This is a genomic window from Parabacteroides sp. AF18-52 (genome assembly GCF_003479145.1).
In the GTDB taxonomy this organism is placed as follows: domain Bacteria; phylum Bacteroidota; class Bacteroidia; order Bacteroidales; family Tannerellaceae; genus Parabacteroides; species Parabacteroides faecis.
The window spans coordinates 44,635-63,411 of the sequence record NZ_QUGR01000003.1; the positions used below are offsets into that span (position 1 = coordinate 44,635).

Sequence of the window (18,777 nt, forward strand, 5' to 3'; positions counted from 1 at the left end):
TTTGTGTTTTATAATTATAATTCTATTAGAAATTAACATCCAATCCGAAAGAGAAAGATTTCATAATCGGATATTTTGCTCCGTTTGCAGTATCCAATTCCGGATCCCAAAGGTCGAACGCTGAAAATGTCAGAAGGTTAGAGCCTTTTGCATATACACGGATGTTGGCAAGGCCGATCGAATTGATCCAACGTTTGGGAAGTGTGTAACCAATTTCTATATCTTTCATGCGGAGCATGCTCATGTTACGTAACCACCAGGTTGAATTCTGGCTGTTGTTTGTGTTTGCACCATAGCTCAGACGTGGATAGAAAGCATCCTGTGTTGGATTTTCCTCTGTCCAGCGGTCGTTATAGTTAGTCAGAATGTTTCCTATAGAACCTTGAGACGAACCTGGTAAGAAATTAGAAGCAACACCTCCGACGAAACGGTAAGTCCGACCATTTCCCTGGAAGAAGACATTAAAATCTACATTCTTATAGCGTGCTGTAGCTCCGAAACCATAAACAATTTCTGGGTTGACTGTTCCGCCCATTGCTTTTTCGTCTTTACTTGTGATTGCACCGTCACCATCGACATCGACATATTTGATGTCACCGGGGCGCACTGCGCTGAACGTTTGTGAAGGTATACCTTCTTTCAGTACTAATTCTCCTTTATCGTTTGTCGTGAAATCGTCGTCTGTAAATAATCTTTCTGCTACAAGACCGAAGAGTTCATTGACAGCTCTTCCCGTACGTTGGCGGTTTGTACCGATAACACCCATCGCTTCATCCATTTCGATAATTTCGTTGTGTGCGTAAGTGAAAGTTCCGCGGAAACCGATATTCAGGTCTTTATTTATCTGTTTGTTGTAAGTCAATGAAAGATCCACACCGTTGTTGTTTACCTTTCCGTAGTTGGCCCACGGTGTTTTACGGAAACCGGCGGCAGAAGGAATATTGTTACGTTGCATGAAGATATCCCGACGCTGTTCTTTGAACCAGTCTATCTGTAAGTCTAAGGCGTTCCAAAGACCTAACTCTACTCCGACATTCAACTTTTCAACAGTTTCCCATGTCAGATCCGTTACACCGAATTCACCTTCAAAACGAGATGAACGGTTGTAATCGTTGTTGACTCCCCATTTATAGGATCCGTCCGTATCGATTGTGGGTAAGAAAGCGAATCGACGTCCGTCTAATTGATCATTACCGGTCAACCCCCATGATGCACGGAATTTGATTTTGGAGAAAGTTTCTTTGAACTGTTCCATGAATTTTTCTTCTGAGAGCATATAGCCGACAGCTACGGAAGGGAAGAATCCGAAACGATGTCCTTTCGTAAAGTTTTCCGAACCATTGTAACCGAAGTTGAATTCGGCGATATACCGGTTGTCAAAAGTATAAGAAGCACGTCCTGCAATACCCATACGGCGGAAAGGAACAACATTACCATCCTGGTAATCGCGCTGGTTGTAGAGGAACATAGCTCCGACAGTATGTTTTTCATTAAACGTGCGGTCGTAAGTGATATTTCCTTCCAGATAAGTTGCTTTGTTACCCCATGCAGATTCACTTTTGCTATCCAGAAATTCTTGTCCGTCTGTGCTGACAGTCAGGATCAAGTCACCGGTTTCCGGGTCTCTTCCAGTTGCCGGATTATAGTAAGTCGGTGTTTTTGATCGTTTAACCCATGAACTGGAATAACGGTCGAAAGAAAAAAGTCCTTTAATCTTTAAACCAGGAGTAATAAATTTTAGGTCTTGTTCGATAGAAAATAAGGATTCGACTTTTGAATTGGTAGTTGTCTGATAGCCATGTTGTGTGGCTTCCGCCCAAGGGTTATGACGTTCTGTTACACGTACATCGCGTCCACCGGAATACTGGATCGGGTGGTAGAAAGGAGGTGTATCGAATGCATAATTCCATATATCCTGACTACTGACTGCCATTCCGTTCTGCTCCTGTAAATATCCGCCGATACTAATACCGACGACAGTTGTTTTCGTTACATTGATGTCTACATTTGAACGGATGTTGTATTTGTTTAAGCGTGTTGATGAGTCCCAATTTTTGCTTTTATCGGTCACAAAGATACCACGTTCGCCATAGTACGATGCAACCAATGCATAGCGGAGAATATCGCTACCACCCGTGATAGTCAAGTCGCCTCGTGTATTTGAAGCCATGTCTTTAGAAACGGCATCCAACCAGTTTACGTTAGGATAAAGCTCCGGGTCGACATTGTTGAGGTAGTTATTGATCTTTTCTTCTCCGTAGAGCGGATTCGGGTTTCCGGCATCCATATATAATTCATCCATCAATGAAAGGTAGTCAGCCGATCCGATATATTTCGGAAGTTGTGTAGGTTGTGTAAAACCTTGTTCGAGATGGAAATTTACTTTAGGCTTACCTAATTGACCTCTTTTGGTCTTAACGATGATAACACCATTCGCTCCTCGTACACCGTAAACGGCACTGGCTGCAGCATCTTTCAATACAGAGAATGATTCGATTTCTGCTGCAGAAAGGTCATCCAGTGTACGTTCTATACCGTCTACCAATACCAGCGGTTGTATACCTGTTCCTTTGAAAGAAGAAATACCACGAATCCAGAATTCGGAACCGTCAGACCCTGGTTCACCGCTACGTTGTACAGCGATCACACCGGCAAGTTGGCCTGCCAAATTGTTGGAGACAGCGCGGGTCGTTCCTTGTTGTAACTGGCTTGGTTCGATCGTAGTAATAGATCCTACTACAGATACTTTTTTCTGGGAACCATAACCTACAACAACTACTTCATCCAGGTTATTTGACTCTTCAGACATGTTCACATTGATGTTGATCTGGTCTCCTACTTTGATTTCCTGCGCTTCGAAACCGATGTAACTGAAGACAAGTACAACATTTTTATCCGGAACATTAATGAAGTAATTACCATTAATATCGGTAGTTGTACCCGTTGTAGTTCCTTTTATAAGGACGTTGACACCAGGGAGTGGAATTTGTTGAGCATCTCTTACTGTTCCGTTGATAGAGATACTTTTTTGTTGTTGTGTTTCTCCCTTTCGTATAATCATCACCTGTCTGTCGTTGAGAACATAGGTCAGTCCTGTGTTCTTCAGAATTTCAGATAAGATTTGGTCAATTGTTTGAGATTGGATATTAATGCTTACATTTTTACTTAGTTCTAGACGAACTAATTCAAGGGGAGGCTGTGTTATTAACCCTAATTAACAAATAAAATGGGGTCAAATCAGAGTGTTTTTTGTCTTATTCGAAATTGATAATAAAAATGAATAAAAAACAACATATAAAAACGATTGATCAGTTAATACATGACGATGCTTTTATTCTTTGGTGCCTGTTTCCTACGGAAAAGCTGGAACAGGTGTGGATTGATGATTATCTTACACTTTATCCGGAAGAAAGAGAAAATATAGAAAAGGCTAAGCAAATGGTTCGTTTACTAAAATTGAATAATAGTAAGCTATCATCCTTTGAAAAAGACTCTCTCAAAAAGAACATTACCAGAGATTTGGAAAAACGCAGAAAATCAAGGCAAATCCGTTTGATATGGCAATATGCAGCAGCTTGCATTCTTATTGTATGTACATTAGGTTCATTATATCTGATCAATAAAGAAAATGTGTTTCAAGGAGGAGAGGCTCTTTCCCTGGTAGACGAGATCCAGTTGGATACTGATCAAACAGAGGTAGAGCTCCATTTGGCAGAAGAAAAAATGGAAGTTGCGGATAATGCTACTATTCTAGTTGATCAACAAGGGAAAATCAAGGTTGCAGATAAAAGTAATAAAAATGTGGAGGCTGTAGACAGTGAAAGTTATGCGGAAAACAGGGAGGAAAAGAAAATTCGTATGAATCTGTTGAGCGTACCTAAAGGACGTCATTCTTCATTGATTTTACCGGATGGCACGAAAGTATGGGTAAATTCTGGTACGGTAGTTCAATTCCCTGAAATCTTTGAAAAAGAGAAAAGAATGATTTATGTGGAAGGAGAAGTTTACCTGGAAGTCACCAAAGACGAATCTCGTCCATTTTATGTCAAAACGAATCAAATGGAGGTTAAAGTTTTGGGAACATCATTTTGTGTTGTAGCATATAATGATGAAAATTATCAGTCCGTCATACTAAAAGAAGGAAGTGTCGCCGTCGAAGGAAATAAAGGTGGAAAACAAGTCATAAAACCGAACGATCTTTTAGTTCTTGAAAACGATCAAATATCTGTTAAACAAGTGAATGTGTACGATTATATTTCATGGATAGATGGTATCCTTCAATTTAATGAGAAAAACTTGGGTGAGGTATTACGTAGTATTTCACGTTATTATCGCGTTCAATTCAGTTGTCCTTCCGATATAGAACAGATAAAATGTTCAGGGAAGTTGGTATTGTTTGATAATATGGATCAAGTGCTTCAAACACTTCAGAAAACATTATCAATTTCATTCCATCGCAAAGATAATTTAATAGAAGTAAATAGTATTAATAATCAAAAATAAGTGCCTATGAATAGATAAAACATGTCGTAATTTAGTATTGTATCAAAACAATAGACCATTGTGTTGTTAACAAGTGAAATTTTAATATCAAGGAAAAAAATTATTATATTATTATGGAATATCTAAAAATTAAAAGAAAAATACACGCCGTTTGTGTGATGTTGTGTTTGCTTTTTACTGTGAATTCATCTCTTTTAGCGGAGTTGTCCTATGCACAAGCTACACGTTTGTCTTTAGAGTTGTCAAATGTAGCTATCAGCGATGTTTTCACGTCTGTAGAGAAAAATAGTGAGTACGTATTTTTTTATTCTGACGGAGTTCGTCTAGAACTAAGTTAATTTTGAAATTCTATACTAATTGATTGTATGGGTTGAAAAATAAGAGATTGATTGAATGAGGCTTGTTTTTCAGTCATCTTGTGTTTGTTTTATTTCTCAATAAAAATATTAGTTAATAACTGGTGCTATATCGTCAATTCTCATTTAAAACCTTTTAACGGTCGCGGTTGTGAGATCCTTAGACAACTGACTATTGCAGCTACAATTGCAAAACCTGTAGCTAAATATAAACATGCTTGCGTATTATTGTTTGGAACCAGATTGAATATCATGGCGACCAATGTGGCACCCAGAGTCTGCCCCAGTAAACGGGCTGTTCCCAACATACCACTGGCTCCGCCGCTCCGGTTGGATGGGGCGGATGAGATAATGGTACTGTTGTTTGGGGTCTGGAAAAGTCCGAACCCAGCTCCACAGATAAACAGACGCCATACTATATCCATATCTGTCGGATTTTCAGGTAGAATGGCTAGTAAAAAAAGACCTGCTGCGAATATCGTCATGCCAATGCCACCCAATATGCCCGCATGAATCCGTTCCACCAAGCGTCCGGCAAGGGGAGCCATGATCATGGTAGCCAGCGGCCAGGGAGTCAGGAGCAATCCTGTTGTCACATCACTGCGTCCCAACGAGCCTTGCAGAAAAAAGGGGAGGGATATCATTGCCAGCATCTGTCCGGTGAAGGAACAGATCGATGTGCCGATCGACATGGAGAAGATCGGAATACGCATCAGGTCGACCGGAAGTAACGGAAACTGCTGATGCAATTGACGGCGTACGAAGAAATAACCGATCACGAACAAAGCAAGGACTCCGGCTATGATCAATGTTGTGCTCTCTTTGTGAGCAATACCTTCTAACGAGAAAATAAGCAGGCCGAAGGTGACCGCGTTCATCAGGCAACTGAGTTTGTCGAAACGGCGTCCGGTTACTTTCACCGGATTGTCAGGCAGATGCATCAGTCCGATAATGAGTGCGGCGATTCCGATCGGAATATTAATGGCAAAAAGCCAATGCCATGAACCCAGCGAGAGAATGATTGAAGCGATCGTTGGTCCGGCTGCAATCGAGACGGCAACAACGAGGGCATTGATCCCCATGCCACGACCGAGGAAACGTTTTGGATAAATGATCCGGAGCAGTGCTGTATTCACGCTTGTGATGGCTGCTGCCCCGAATCCCTGTAAGATACGGGCTGCTGTCAGCATCCAGAACGAATCGGCGAGGGCGCAGATGGCAGACGTGATGCTGAACAGGGCGATCCCTGATAAGTAAATCTTCCGGTAACCGTAAATATCTCCCAATGAAGAGAAGGAGAGAAGCGAAATGGTGATCGCCAGCTGATAAGCATTGACCACCCAGATCGTTACGGACGGTGAAGTTCCCAGGTCGCGGGCTATTGTCGGTAAAGCCACATTGGCGATGGTGCCGTCTATTACAGACATTCCAACGCCCAAGGCTGTGGCTAATATGGCCCAGTAACGCTTGGGTAACGGTAATCCGTCGTTCTCATTTACAGTTATGGCGTGATTTTGTAATATCATTTGATCGTCATTACTTAATAACTTCTCTTACCGCTTCCAGCATTGGTTCGACTGTCAGCGGGTTGCCGGTAGCCAGTATTATCCACTGGTTCGGTGTCAGACATCCCTGTCGGAAAATGCGTTCGACCTCATTGGCAAAATCCTTTCCTTCCAGATACTGATCGAGTTGGAATTCGATGATCTGTCCGAATGCATAGGCTGATAAGTACAGCGGATAACTGATCATATGTGAATAAACAGCCAATACGGTTTCGTCCTTTACTCCGAAAACAGGAGCATAATATTTGTTCCATATCTCTTTTGACAGCGCGATGGTTGCTTCTTTCAGTTGTTCCGCAGTAGCATCCGGATGGGCATACATCCATTTCCAAACAGAAATATCCAACATGGAAACACCGCATATTTCATACATACTCCAGATTTTATCCAGTACATCCATTGCTTGCTTTTCCGGATTGGGATCGGTGATACCTAAAATTTCAAGATCACGTTTCTGAAAAACAAAAGCCAACGCTTCGGTGAAAGCCGTGTTCGGAACGCCATGCAGCATGTAATAATCCACGTCATAGAGCGATAGGGTCTGTTCCACATTATGTCCGAATTCATGAATAGCAATATTGTATCCTTTATAATTCATCCCGGAAGAAGGGATACGGGTACGAAGACGTGATTGCTGTCCTTTCATCGATGCTCCCCATGCGTGACCTGAACCACGAGCGGCATCGACCGTGATCTTACCAGCTAGATAATTAGCACGTTCGGCGCTGAACCCCAGTTTTATCAGAATGTCCGGTAATTTCTTATCCAATGTCGCTGCATCCGGGTAAAGAGCTTGCGTTTGTGCATCCAGCTTGGTTTCATCCAGATTACTGCGAGCCTTAAAACCATCGTACCAGATATCGTAAGCTTCCAACTTACGTCCCAGACGTTTTGAGATCATTTTGCCGACTTCTTTCAGTTCGGGGGCAGAAAGGAATTCGTCAAACAGTTTTTCGACATCCTGTAAAGCAACTTCCATGTCATCGTTAAATTTACGGTCGATATAGGTATCTCCTGTGTATTTATCGATACCTTGCATGGCTTTGAAATTATTCAGCATCTTCTGGTAACGGATAGTCGATTCAGGAGTCGACTTGACCTCTTTTCCGTCCTTCTTGATCGTGTTTGCATACGGATCCCATTCATAGGTTCCTGAGTTGATCACTTCGACCGGTATTTCCTGCGATATGATGCGTTTCATTACTTCGTAAACTGTGCGTTGTTTATCCAACCCTTCTTTCCCTTTGTTGTAATTGGCTTTGATCTCGTCACGCAGGTTCCAGTGTGATAACAGGACCATGTCTTGCGGAAACAACAACTGTCCTTTTTTGTTTGTCACGTGTCCCATATAAATATTGTATTGGGAAATATAAATATCGGCATCGCTTTCTGCGTTTGAAGCTGCTTGTTTCAAAGGAGCAGGGATACGTTCGGTGAACAGATCGCCCATACGTGCATAAGCCCATGCTTTACGATCAGTGCCGAGTGCCTCTTTTTCTTCGAGGGTCAGATGAGGAAAGTTCAGGGCTATGATAAAGGCGATTTTATTGTCATACAAGTCGTCGCTTAGGTGACTGGACGGACTGTACGAACCGAACTTTTCATCGATAGATAGCAACGGGCCGTTATCCAGATGCAGGTTCTTCTGAAGCCGAAGGGACATTTCGTTGAAATGCCCGTAGATAGTTTCCATATAATCACTGATTTTAAGAAATGTCTGGTATTTCACCTCCGGATCGGTGATATAGTTTGTTTCACAGAATGTCTGGAAAGCAGCGTTGTCACCGTCTGTTTCCTGCCAGAGACGGGCTACCTGGTTAACTCCTTTCTCGATTCCGTTTTTGTTACTGTTGTCTTTTGCGGTTAGCGTGTTAATGGTCGATTGTACGATGGACGGGTCGATTGCCGCTTGTCCGTTCAAATAGGCTAATGAGCAAATAAGCATGATGCAAATGCGTTTAGTTAGATTTTCCATAAGACTCATGTTGTTTAGTTCAATATCTTTTGCTGCGTAAATAAATGTAAGGAGCAAATGTAGGGATAATATTTGTATCTTTGTACGTTTTTAAAAAGAGTAAAACTAGAGAAATGAAAAAAGCGTGGGGATTAATGGTTGCTATTAGCATCCTGCTGTCTGTATCCGGTCAGGCATACGGACAATCGTTGAAAGATTTATTGAATTCGTCTGCAGTAAAAGATGCGGTGACTTCCGTGACTGGAGGTAAGAAACTGACTGTTGAGAATCTGGCGGGAACCTGGACGTATACGAATCCGGCTGTTCAGTTGGAAGGTGATAATGCTTTGAAGAATGTAGCCGGAAGTGTTGCTGCCGGTGAACTGGAAAAGAAGCTGAAGACATATTGTGCCAAAGTGGGTATAGTAGAGGGCATGTTCAATTATGTATTCAATAATGACAGTACATTTACGAATGCATTGAAGAAGAAAACCTTGAAAGGTACCTTTTCCGTTAATCCGGACGAAAAAACAGTCGAGCTGAAATATGCTCTAGGCGGAAAACTGAAAGTGACGACTTTAACTGCTCATGTCGTTATCTCCGGCGATGAACTGTCGTTGTTGTTCAATGCCGATAAGTTACTTGATTTTCTGTCGAAGATATCTTCCATTTCCGACAACACCACATTGAAAATGGTGAATAAATTAGCCAGTGAATATGATGGAATGATGCTAGGGTTTGAATTGAAGAAATAACGATGTCTTAATTGATTAATATACCAATCAAGACAGAACCAGACCGGTTTGTGAAATGTGTTGTTCCGCTATCATAATGGTAATGTTTATCGATAGATGGCGGAACAATTTTCAGAGCGATGATCGTTCGTATAAAATTACTTTGTTTATTTTAAACCGGGCAATAACTTGTAAAGCGTTTTTCTTGTCATAATCCTCTGGTTCAGAAAGCTAACGATATATCCCGTTATACAGGCTGCGATAAGCGATCCTTCACGTATCCCTTCGATCCCTTGAGTGAATATAAGTGAAATTAGTATGGCTAAAGTAACTAATGTAACATCGAAATACACCTTGAATTTTCCGAACTCTTTATTATAACAGCGGGATGCGTATTTAACAAAAGCTTCGGCACTCATCATGGCTACCTTCGGTTTTATTTCGAGTACGACGCCAACAGACTGAATAAGACATCCTGTGAGTAATAATGCCATTGACATGCCGTAACCGGAAGGCTGCAAATTACTTGTCAGGGCCATATTGAAGTCTATAAAAGCCGAGAATATGAAAGAGAATGGTATCTGAAGAAGAATTTCTATCGTATCCTGTCGGCTTCTGTCTTTTCTGATCAGCCAGAATTGTCCCATGATCAATAAGAGATTCACGATAAAAGTCCACGTTCCCAGCGAGAAGGGAGTATTAAGACTTAGCACATAATTTACACTGGAAATAGGAGTGGTGCCTAAAGCAGAACGTACAATCAATACAATACCTACAGCTAAAAAATATAATCCTAAAATGAAAACCGAATACTTTTTTAATAAATCTTTTATATCCATATTAAATCTCTATTTGCCTGATCTTTTCATTTTTTGTCGTTATGAAAAAGATATACAAAGATCCGGTTTTTTTTATTAAAACGAAATGATCGGGATTGATAAATTGGTGTCAAAATGATAATTTAACATACGAATGGTTCTCCTGTTTGGAGTTGGCATCGGATGAGGTGTTGTATACGTCGTCGTTAGTGAGTTTATGGTTGATGTTTAGATGCTGTTAGACTTGTTTTGCTATCAAAAAGAACTACTATACTTGTTTCTGCATTTGTTTGTTTTCATATTGAAGCTTAATGGGTGTATTTTGTTATTGTGGAAACGCATGAGACAAGCTCCCTTTTAGGTGGGGTAATATGCTATATAGCATAAAAATAAGGCTATTTATACTGCTTGTTTGGGATGAAATCTCGTGTGATTAACAAAAATTTGCTTTAAAATAAAGATCACATCCATTTAAAACGGGAAAAATTTCGTTTTAAACGAATGTGAAATTTGTTTTAAATGAGATTTTCAAAATGACTTATTATCGAAGTGTGTTAAAATATGTATTTGTCAAATCCCTGTAATGTCGTTTTATAAAATATGTCTGTTTTCGTTTTGCTGTTATTTGTGTCAAAATTTATCGAATATATTTGATATACGATCATAATGATATTTCAAAGAAGATTTGTTCCTCTTTTATTTGTTCTTATATTTTTCAACAAGTTCCAACAATACGCCTCCATAGTTTTCAATTACTTTTTTCCCTATTCCCGGAATAGCCAATAACTCTCTGGAGCTGGTCGGTAATGTATTGACGATACCTAACAGGGCTTTCTGTTGTAGGATCGTGTAGGGCGGTAATCCTTTTTCCGTGGCTAGTTCGTAACGCCAGTTTCTGATGCTGTTGTAAAGATCCGGATGTAAGATATCGCTGGAAACGGTAACCTTTGCCGGTTGTGATGAAGAACGTTCGGAACGCTTTTTGGTGGATGCAGGCGGCTCAATCGATGCTTTTGCTTTGGCGGTCAGATAGCAAACGACAGAGAAACCGTTCTGGCATGCTTTTAATATTTCCTGTTTCTGGTGTAATTCTTCCGTAAATTTACTGATTGCATTGTTTACGGCTTTCCGACTCTCCTTGTTATCTATTTCGACGGCCGAATTTTCTTCCAGAGAAGTACAAAGACTGTCGATATGGTCTATAAAATAAGCCACACCTTTCCGGATGCGTTCTTGTATCGCTTCATCTTCGCGGTAATTCGGATTACCTGTGACCATACGGATTAGTTGCTGCTGGAAGCGTCCTCCGACTTCCGTTATCACGGAACGGAAGGCATCACGGGTATTGGCATATTGTGTATTGAGCTCCGGATATAACTTCTGTAAATGAGTATAAACCATGTAAGCGGCATATTGCAATCGCTGCTGGATACTTTCAAAATTGAAAAGCTCGATGGCGAGTTCCAGGAAATATTGTTGTTGTGCCAGTTCCAACTGCTCTTTTTGCGGTTGTTTCGTGGCGACGGACGATGAAAACTCCTGTATCCGTAAATCTTTGATCATGGCATTGCGGGTAATAGGACTGCTCAATACCAAGCCTTCCAATGTTTTGCACCGGCTGAGAGCGACATATACCTGGCCATGTGAGAAAGCGGCCGAGGCATCGATGATGGCGTGATCGAAAGTCAGTCCCTGACTCTTATGGATCGTGATCGCCCAGGCCGTTTTCAGCGGATACTGGCTGAAAGTTCCGGCAATCGTTTCCGTTATTTCTTTAGTCTCCGGATTGATCGTGTATTTGACATTGCTCCAGGTCTCTTTTTCAACCTGTATTTCATTTCCGTCTTCTCCGACAACGGTTATTTTGTTCGGGTTGATAAAAACGATCTTGCCGATTTTGCCATTATAGTACCTGTGTTCACCTGAAGAATCGTTTTTCACGAACATGACCTGGGCACCGCTTTTCAGTTCCAGATGTTGATCGGTCGGGTAGGAATACTCAGGGAAGTCGTTGTTTATTTCTGCCTGAAATGTATATGACTTGCCGGGCAACTCCGCCAGTTTCCGGTTGTTGAGTTGCTGTGCCTGGTAGTTGTGTGTTGTCAGGGTGATGTATCCCTGTCGATCGTCCGGCTTGAAGTCCGGTATGTATCGCTGGTTGAGGCAATGCAATGTATCGTCGTCGAATCTGTTTTCTCTGATGTTATTCAATAGGTTGATAAATGAGCTGTCGTTCTGGCGGTATACCTGTGTCAATTCGATACAGTAGTAATTGCTTTCAGAAAGCGCTTTGCTGTCAAAGAAAAAGGTGGAAGAATAATGATCTTTCAATAAATTCCATTCATCGTCTTTGGCTACCGGTGCCAGCTGTTGCAGGTCACCGATCAACAGTAACTGCACTCCGCCGAATGGTTTCGTCCGGTCTTTATAGCGGCATAGTACATCGCTGATAGCGTCCAGCAGGTCTGCTCGTACCATACTGACTTCGTCTATCACGAGTAAATCCATGCTCCGGATGATATTGATCTTATCCCGGCTGAATTTATTGGTATAATTGTTACTTTGATTTCCTTCTTTGTTTGCCGAAGGAATGTAAGGGCCAAAAGGTAACTGGAAGAAGGAATGAATAGTAACACCTCCTGCGTTTATGGCTGCTACACCGGTTGGAGCGACAACGATCATACGTTTGGGAGAAACCTCTTTTAGCTTTTTCAGAAACGTAGTTTTTCCGGTTCCGGCTTTCCCCGTCAGAAAGAGGTGTGTTCCCGTATTCTGTAGAAAGTTGAAGGCCAGGTCAAATTGTTGGTTCATTTGCATTATCATAGATTTATTGTTTATGGTATCTGCAAATGTAAAATAAAAAAACGTGAAAAACGAGCTTATTGGCTAAAAATCAAGCCGAGAAGCCCGTTTTTTTATTAGATACTTTTATCAGGCGATCAGATTTGCGATCAGCTGAATGAATAAAATAAGGAAGACCATTGCAATCGGATAGACTGTCGCATAGGCAATACTTGGAGCTGAACTGTCTGTCATGGAGTCGGCTGCTGCGAGTCCCGGTGTACTGGTCATTCCGCCAGCTATTGTTCCGATCAGGTCGAGAATGTTGATTTTAAATACCCAGTATCCGAAGCCGAGGGCGACGAGCATCGGTATCATCGTGATGGCCATACCGACACCGAATAAAGTCCAGCCGCTTTCCTGGAATGTGGATACCAGATTGATTCCCGCCGATGTCCCGACCTCTGCCAGGAATAACAATAATCCCAATTGGCGTAGCAACTGATTGGCGGAACCTGACATAGACCAGACGATCGGTCCGGTTTTTCCGATCGCACTCAACACAAGTGCCACCATCAGGATACCTCCGGTCAATCCCGGGGAGAAAGAGAATGAGTCGGAAAACGACAGGTTCAGTTTCCCGAATAATACTCCTAATACAATACCGGCTGCAATCGGGAAGAAGTCTGTGTCGGAAAGTTTTTTCTCATCGTTACCAAGTACTTGTCCCAGTTCTTTCAGGTCTTCTTTTTCTCCGGCTATCATCAGTTTGTCACCGAACTTCAGCGTCAAATCCGGTTCGGGAGGGAGGTCGATACCGCTTCGGCGGACCCGTGTCACGGTACAGCTGAAAGTACTCTGCAAGTTTAAATATCCCAGTGTTTTATTGATTACGTTCTTGTTGGTAATAAGCATGGACTGAAGTTCCTGCGTGCTGTTGAAAGGGAGGTCTTCTTTAATGCGTTCGCCTACCAGTATCTCCAGTTGTTCCAGCGATTTGTCATTACCGACAGCTTTGATCAAATCTCCTTCTTTCAATACCGTTTGTGCTGTTGGAATGGACGTTTTGTCTTTGTGCTTTATACGGGAAATGACAGCTCCCGTCATGCTGCGCAGTTGAAGTTGAGCCAATGTTTTACCGCAGATATTACTATTGATAATACGGAATGCGGCTGTATGCAACGGAGGATATTTGCCTTTTCTTTTGGCCTCCAATGCCTGGGCTTCGGCATTCAGATCTATGCGGAGTATCTTGGGTAATAATTTGACAAATAGAATAACACCGATCACACCGAACGGATAAGCGATACCGTAAGCGATAGAAGCGGAAGACGATTGGGTGGTATCGATAGCAACGGCCAAACCCGGTGTACTGGTCAGTGCTCCGGCGATCAGTCCGACGATGCTGGGTGTATCGATCCCCAGGGCATATTTGAAAATCAATCCGGTCAGACAGGCTGATCCGATGATGAGCAGAGTCAGGAAAATCAGCGTTTTCCCTTTTGACCGGAAAGAGTCGAAGAACCCGGGACCGGCCTGGATGCCGATGGTAAAGATAAATAGTACCAAACCGAAATTTCCTAATTCTTTTGGAATGATCACTCCAAAGTGTCCGAACAAAAGGGCGATGAAAATAACAGCGGAAACGTCCAGGGAAAGACCTTTGATTTGTATCCTGCCCAGAATAAATCCTAATGCAACGATCAGAAACAAGGCAAAATAAGACGATTGAAGCAATGTTGCAAACATGTCAAATAGTTTTATTGTGTAGATTTGAGAGCGCAAAAGTACACTTTTTTGGACGTATGAGCAATCTCCTGGCGATAATTCTGTTACCTTTGCAGCGAAATATTAAGAAGTAAATATCCTGCGCGTGAATCGGTATTTTATTTATTTAGGTTATAATGGCAAAAATTTCAGTGGTTGGCAGGTACAGCCCAATGGTGTAACCGTGCAGCAATGCCTGGAAGAGGCATTGGCAACGTTATTGCGCCGGCCGGTTCCGGTCGTCGGAGCAGGGCGGACGGATGCGGGAGTACATGCCCGGTCGATGGTCGCTCATTTCGATTGGGAAGAACCGATCGACGATCTGGCTTTCCTGGCAGAAAAACTGAACCGTTTGCTTTCGAAAGATATTGCCGTTTATCGTATTGTACCGGTCAGACCGGAGGCACATGCCCGTTTCGACGCCACTTCACGTACATATAAATATTATGTTACGACCCGGAAGGACCCGTTTAATTATGATTTGGTTTACAGGATGAGTGGAAAGCTGGATTTCGGGGCGATGAATGAAGCGTGCAAGGTCTTGTTCGATTATATTGATTTCACCAGTTTTAGTAAATTGCATACGGATGTCAAAACGAACAACTGCCGTATTTACCAGGCCGGATGGGAGCAGGAAGGAGATGTTTGGGTATTTACCGTGCAGGCAGATCGTTTCCTGCGTAATATGGTACGGGCAATAGTCGGTACTTTGCTGGAAGTGGGGCGGGGTAAACTGACGATCGATGGTTTTCGTAAAGTAATAGAGGCAAAAGACAGATGCAAAGCCGGAGGGTCTGTTCCCGGTCATGCACTTTTTCTGGTGGATGTAACTTATCCCGAAGAATTGTTTAATAGTTAAGATATGTGGGTAGCATTAGCGTTTGCCTCTGCATTCCTGTTGGGATGTTATGAGGTGAATAAGAAGATTTCCCTGAACGGGAATGCCGTAATTCCGGTGTTATTTCTGAATACGTTGATAAGTAGTCTTATCTTCGTTCCTTTTATACTTTTATCGTTCTACACAAATGTATTGGACGGTACGATGTTTTATGTTCCGCGTGTTTCGTTTGAAGCACATGTGGCGGTGCTTATCAAGGCGGTGATCGTATTATCCTCCTGGATATCCGGTTATTTTGCACTGAAACATTTACCGCTTACCATAACCGGACCGATCAAGGCTACACAGCCGGTGCTGACACTGGTCGGTGCTATGGTTATTTTCGGCGAACGGTTGAATCTGTACCAGTGGATCGGTGTGTTGCTGTCGGTCGCTTCCTTTTATATGCTTTCATCTTCAGGAAAGAAAGAGGGAATCAACTTTACTCATAATAAGTGGATCTTTTTCACGGTGATCTCTATATTGACCGGTGCGATGAGCGGCTTGTATGACAAGCATCTGATGGGGAGTATGGATGTAATGACGGTGCAGGTATGGTTCAATGTTTATCAATGTCTGATCATGTTGCCGATTCTGTTGTTGTTATGGTATCCGCAGCGGAAAAAGAGCACTCCGTTCGTATGGCACTGGAATATCGTATTTATCTCCGTCTTTCTGATCATCGCCGACTGGATTTACTTTTATGCCTTGAGTTTCCCGGATTCCATGATCTCGATCGTGTCTATGATACGTCGTAGCAATGTGCTCGTCACTTTCATAGCCGGAGCACTTTTCTTCCATGAAAAAAACTTAAAGAGCAAGGCTGTGGACTTATTCCTTGTGTTGTTAGGAATGATATTCTTATATTTGGGGACGAAATAGACAATAGAATATGAAACGACTTATTTTTTCTATATTGATTTGTGTTTTTGCATTTGGGGTGAAAGCTCAGGAAATGGATGCTTTATTCGTTTCCATGCCGGATAATAATATTCCCCAGCTGGAAAATGCCTGGCGTAAAGATTTGATTGATCTGTTTAAAACGGGAAAAGAAGCCCGTTTGAAGAATACGATGAACGGTTTTTCCACACTGAAAAATCTGACTTCCGATTATTTATTACTACAGGTAACCGAACGGAGTACTGTTGAGATGAAATTATTACCGTTGGTGAACAATACGAATGTAATTTGTATGGTGAAAACGGTTAATGGTCCGGTAGCTGACAGTCAGGTAGAATTTTTTACGACTGAATGGAAACCGTTGGCAGCGTCCGATCTTTTTACCCCGGTTTCTCCGGACTGGTTTATTAAAGAGGATGCAGATAAAAACAGTACAGCCTTTCTGGATGCAACTTCCCGTTTGGATATGGATCTGATACAATATAGTCTGAGTCCCGACAGTCTGACATTGACGGCAACTTATACAACCCCTTTGTATCTTAGCCAGGAAGACCGGAAGAATGTCACCCCTTTTATAAAAGAATCTCCGAAGGTCTATACATGGGAGAAATTTCATTTCAAATAATGTCCGTAAATAATTGATATTTCTGAAGATATGTATATATCTTTTTTGTAACAGGTAATATAATAGTTGAAATATCAATTTTAATGTTACATTTGCTTACTGATTTGTTTTGAAAGGGAGAACTTTTTCTTTATGGATTTTGAGCAATTGTATATAACGTGGTATTCCCGTCTGAAATTTTTTGCACGGGAATATGTGTTGTTGGATGCTGATGCCGAGAATATCGTGCAGGATGTGTTCACGGAATTGTATGAAAAAAGGGAGGTTCTGACAATGCCGGTTAATACGGTCGCTTACTTGTTTACCGCTACTAAAAACAGATGTATCAATCATATTCAGCGTAAAATACTAGAAAAAGAAACCGCCCAGTGGATGCAGGATGAATATAGTTTGACTTTACGAATGAAATTTGATTCCCTGGAAGCGTTTGATCTGGAATTTGCATCTGAGGATGATATAGAATCCCGTTTGGACAAGGCTTTACAATCTTTACCCCAACGATGCCGGGAGATTTTTATCATGAATAAATTTGAGGGAATGAAACAGAAGGATATAGCAAAACATTTTAATATATCTGTGAATACGGTGGAAAACCAAATGGCTGTTGCTTACAAGAAATTGCGGGAAGATTTGAAAGATTACGTACCGCTATTGATTTTACTATTCGGAGTTTAAAATAAGAGAAAACGAAGATGAACATAAAAAATGGACGTCTTCGTTTTTTGTTTTTTTAATCGCAATTTCTTTAAAAATGTATAGTGGATTTTTTTCGCTTGTTTGTCTACCTTATAAACAGGATAAGAAAGCTTTGATAATATGGATGAACGTATCAGTAAATATTTTCAGGATGAACTGACAAAGTCAGAACGGGTAAAACTACTACAGGAGGCTGTGCATGATGATAAATTGAAAGAACAGATCATCGAATATCAGAATATACATACCCTTTCCGGAATGGCTCCTCAGGGGACTAATAAAGATGCCGGACGTCAAAGCCTACAGCTATTTATGGAAAAGCAACGCCGTACTGTCCGGAGAAAATATCTGATAAAAAGTATGGGGTATGCCGCCGCCGTGGCTGCTCTGGTTGTGATTGTCTGGATAACTGCTGTCAATTATGCAGGCATTCCTGAAAATTATATTGCGGAACAACAAGAGTTTTTTGTACCTGCCGGACAACGGGCACGGTTAAAATTGCCGGATGGGACTTTTGTCTGGTTGAATGCCGGATCGACCTTAACTTATCCTTCTGTATTCGGAAAGGAGAGAAAAGTCTATTTGCAGGGGGAAGGCTTTTTTGATGTGGCAAAAAATCAGGATTCTCCTTTTATAGTTTCTGCCGGATCGTTGAATATAAGAGCGTTGGGGACACAATTCAATGTCTTTTGTTATCCGAATGTAGAAATGATCAGTACCAGTCTGATCGAGGGGGCAGTGAAAGTGTATCGTCCGGAAGATGAGGTGAATGGAATTGTGCTGGAGCCGAACCAACAATTGATATATAATCAAAAATCTTTTCAGATGTTCCGGATGCAAAATAAAGACGACTTGCTTTGGAAAGAGGGTATTTACAATTTCAAATCCGAACGGCTGGAAGAGATCCTGAAAAAGTTGGAATTGTATTATGATGTAAAGATTATAGTTAAAAGCCCGGAAATATTGTCCTATCGGTATACCGGTAAGTTCCGGCAGAGGGATGGAGTAGCGGAAATATTACGTATCATTCAAAAGATACATCATTTCAAAATAAGTGAGAATGAAGAACGTAGTATTATTACTTTATACAGAGAGTAAGTGTTGATCTATAAAATGAATGTTTAACTTTAAAATAGAATGCCTATGATGAAAAAATAAAAAATCCTGCTATAAAAATCGGCGGATGCGACCAACATCCACC

Annotated in this window: 13 protein-coding genes; 7 read left to right on the forward strand and 6 right to left on the reverse strand. The window is 41.6% G+C overall.

All coding sequences use genetic code 11. The features are described from left to right. Positions 1–25: 25 nt before the first annotated feature. Complete coding sequence (locus DWX23_RS07005; protein ID WP_122373967.1) at positions 26–3,205, reverse strand: TonB-dependent receptor; 3,180 nt, start codon at positions 3,203–3,205, stop codon at positions 26–28. 71 nt (positions 3,206–3,276) lie between these two features. Here DWX23_RS07005 and DWX23_RS07010 point away from each other — a divergent pair, with 71 nt between their 5' ends. Continuing rightward, positions 3,277–4,503 carry a FecR family protein gene (locus DWX23_RS07010; RefSeq protein WP_122373968.1) on the forward strand — a complete coding sequence of 409 codons (1,227 nt, stop codon included), beginning with the start codon at positions 3,277–3,279 and terminating at the stop codon, positions 4,501–4,503. Positions 4,504–4,981: 478 nt separating this feature from the next. Here DWX23_RS07010 and DWX23_RS07015 read toward each other — a convergent pair whose 3' ends face one another. Together DWX23_RS07015 and DWX23_RS07020 are read right to left on the reverse strand one after the other, a co-directional pair. Then, a complete protein-coding gene (locus DWX23_RS07015; RefSeq protein WP_122373969.1) occupies positions 4,982–6,385 on the reverse strand; it encodes an MFS transporter in 1,404 nt (467 codons plus the stop codon). 10 nt (positions 6,386–6,395) lie between these two features. Beyond that, on the reverse strand, positions 6,396–8,369 hold the full coding sequence (locus DWX23_RS07020; RefSeq protein ID WP_122374165.1) for a hypothetical protein: 1,974 nt from the start codon (positions 8,367–8,369) through the stop codon (positions 6,396–6,398). A gap of 143 nt (positions 8,370–8,512) precedes the next feature. Between DWX23_RS07020 and DWX23_RS07025 the strand changes: the two genes are divergently transcribed. After that, entirely contained in the window at positions 8,513–9,133 is a 621-nt protein-coding gene (locus DWX23_RS07025) for a DUF4923 family protein (RefSeq protein ID WP_122353914.1), read from the forward strand. 146 nt (positions 9,134–9,279) lie between these two features. On the opposite strand, the gene DWX23_RS07030 is transcribed toward DWX23_RS07025, so the two are convergent. The 3 genes from DWX23_RS07030 to DWX23_RS07040 form a co-directional block, all read right to left on the reverse strand. After that, positions 9,280–9,951: a YitT family protein gene (locus DWX23_RS07030; protein ID WP_122353911.1), complete on the reverse strand. Its 672-nt coding sequence runs from the start codon at positions 9,949–9,951 to the stop codon at positions 9,280–9,282. Between the two features lie 675 nt (positions 9,952–10,626). After that, positions 10,627–12,747: an HRDC domain-containing protein gene (locus DWX23_RS07035; RefSeq protein WP_199673251.1), complete on the reverse strand. Its 2,121-nt coding sequence runs from the start codon at positions 12,745–12,747 to the stop codon at positions 10,627–10,629. A gap of 114 nt (positions 12,748–12,861) precedes the next feature. Further along, on the reverse strand, positions 12,862–14,460 hold the full coding sequence (locus DWX23_RS07040) for an aspartate:alanine exchanger family transporter (protein WP_122373971.1): 1,599 nt from the start codon (positions 14,458–14,460) through the stop codon (positions 12,862–12,864). 124 nt (positions 14,461–14,584) lie between these two features. Here DWX23_RS07040 and truA point away from each other — a divergent pair, with 124 nt between their 5' ends. The 5 genes from truA (at position 14,585) to DWX23_RS07065 (ending at position 18,674) form a co-directional block, all read left to right on the forward strand. Continuing rightward, positions 14,585–15,337, forward strand: a complete 753-nt coding sequence (gene truA / locus DWX23_RS07045) for a tRNA pseudouridine(38-40) synthase TruA (RefSeq protein ID WP_122353908.1) — start codon at positions 14,585–14,587, stop codon at positions 15,335–15,337. A 3-nt stretch (positions 15,338–15,340) separates the two neighbouring features. Beyond that, the gene (locus tag DWX23_RS07050) at positions 15,341–16,237 is read left to right on the forward strand and encodes a DMT family transporter (RefSeq protein WP_122353907.1); all 897 of its coding nucleotides are present in this window, start codon (positions 15,341–15,343) and stop codon (positions 16,235–16,237) included. Positions 16,238–16,247: 10 nt separating this feature from the next. Then, positions 16,248–16,880: a DUF3256 family protein gene (locus DWX23_RS07055; RefSeq protein WP_122373972.1), complete on the forward strand. Its 633-nt coding sequence runs from the start codon at positions 16,248–16,250 to the stop codon at positions 16,878–16,880. 132 nt (positions 16,881–17,012) lie between these two features. Beyond that, entirely contained in the window at positions 17,013–17,555 is a 543-nt protein-coding gene (locus DWX23_RS07060) for an RNA polymerase sigma-70 factor (RefSeq protein WP_122353905.1), read from the forward strand. A gap of 141 nt (positions 17,556–17,696) precedes the next feature. Next, entirely contained in the window at positions 17,697–18,674 is a 978-nt protein-coding gene (locus DWX23_RS07065) for a FecR family protein (protein ID WP_122373973.1), read from the forward strand. The last annotated feature ends 103 nt before the right edge of the window (positions 18,675–18,777 follow it).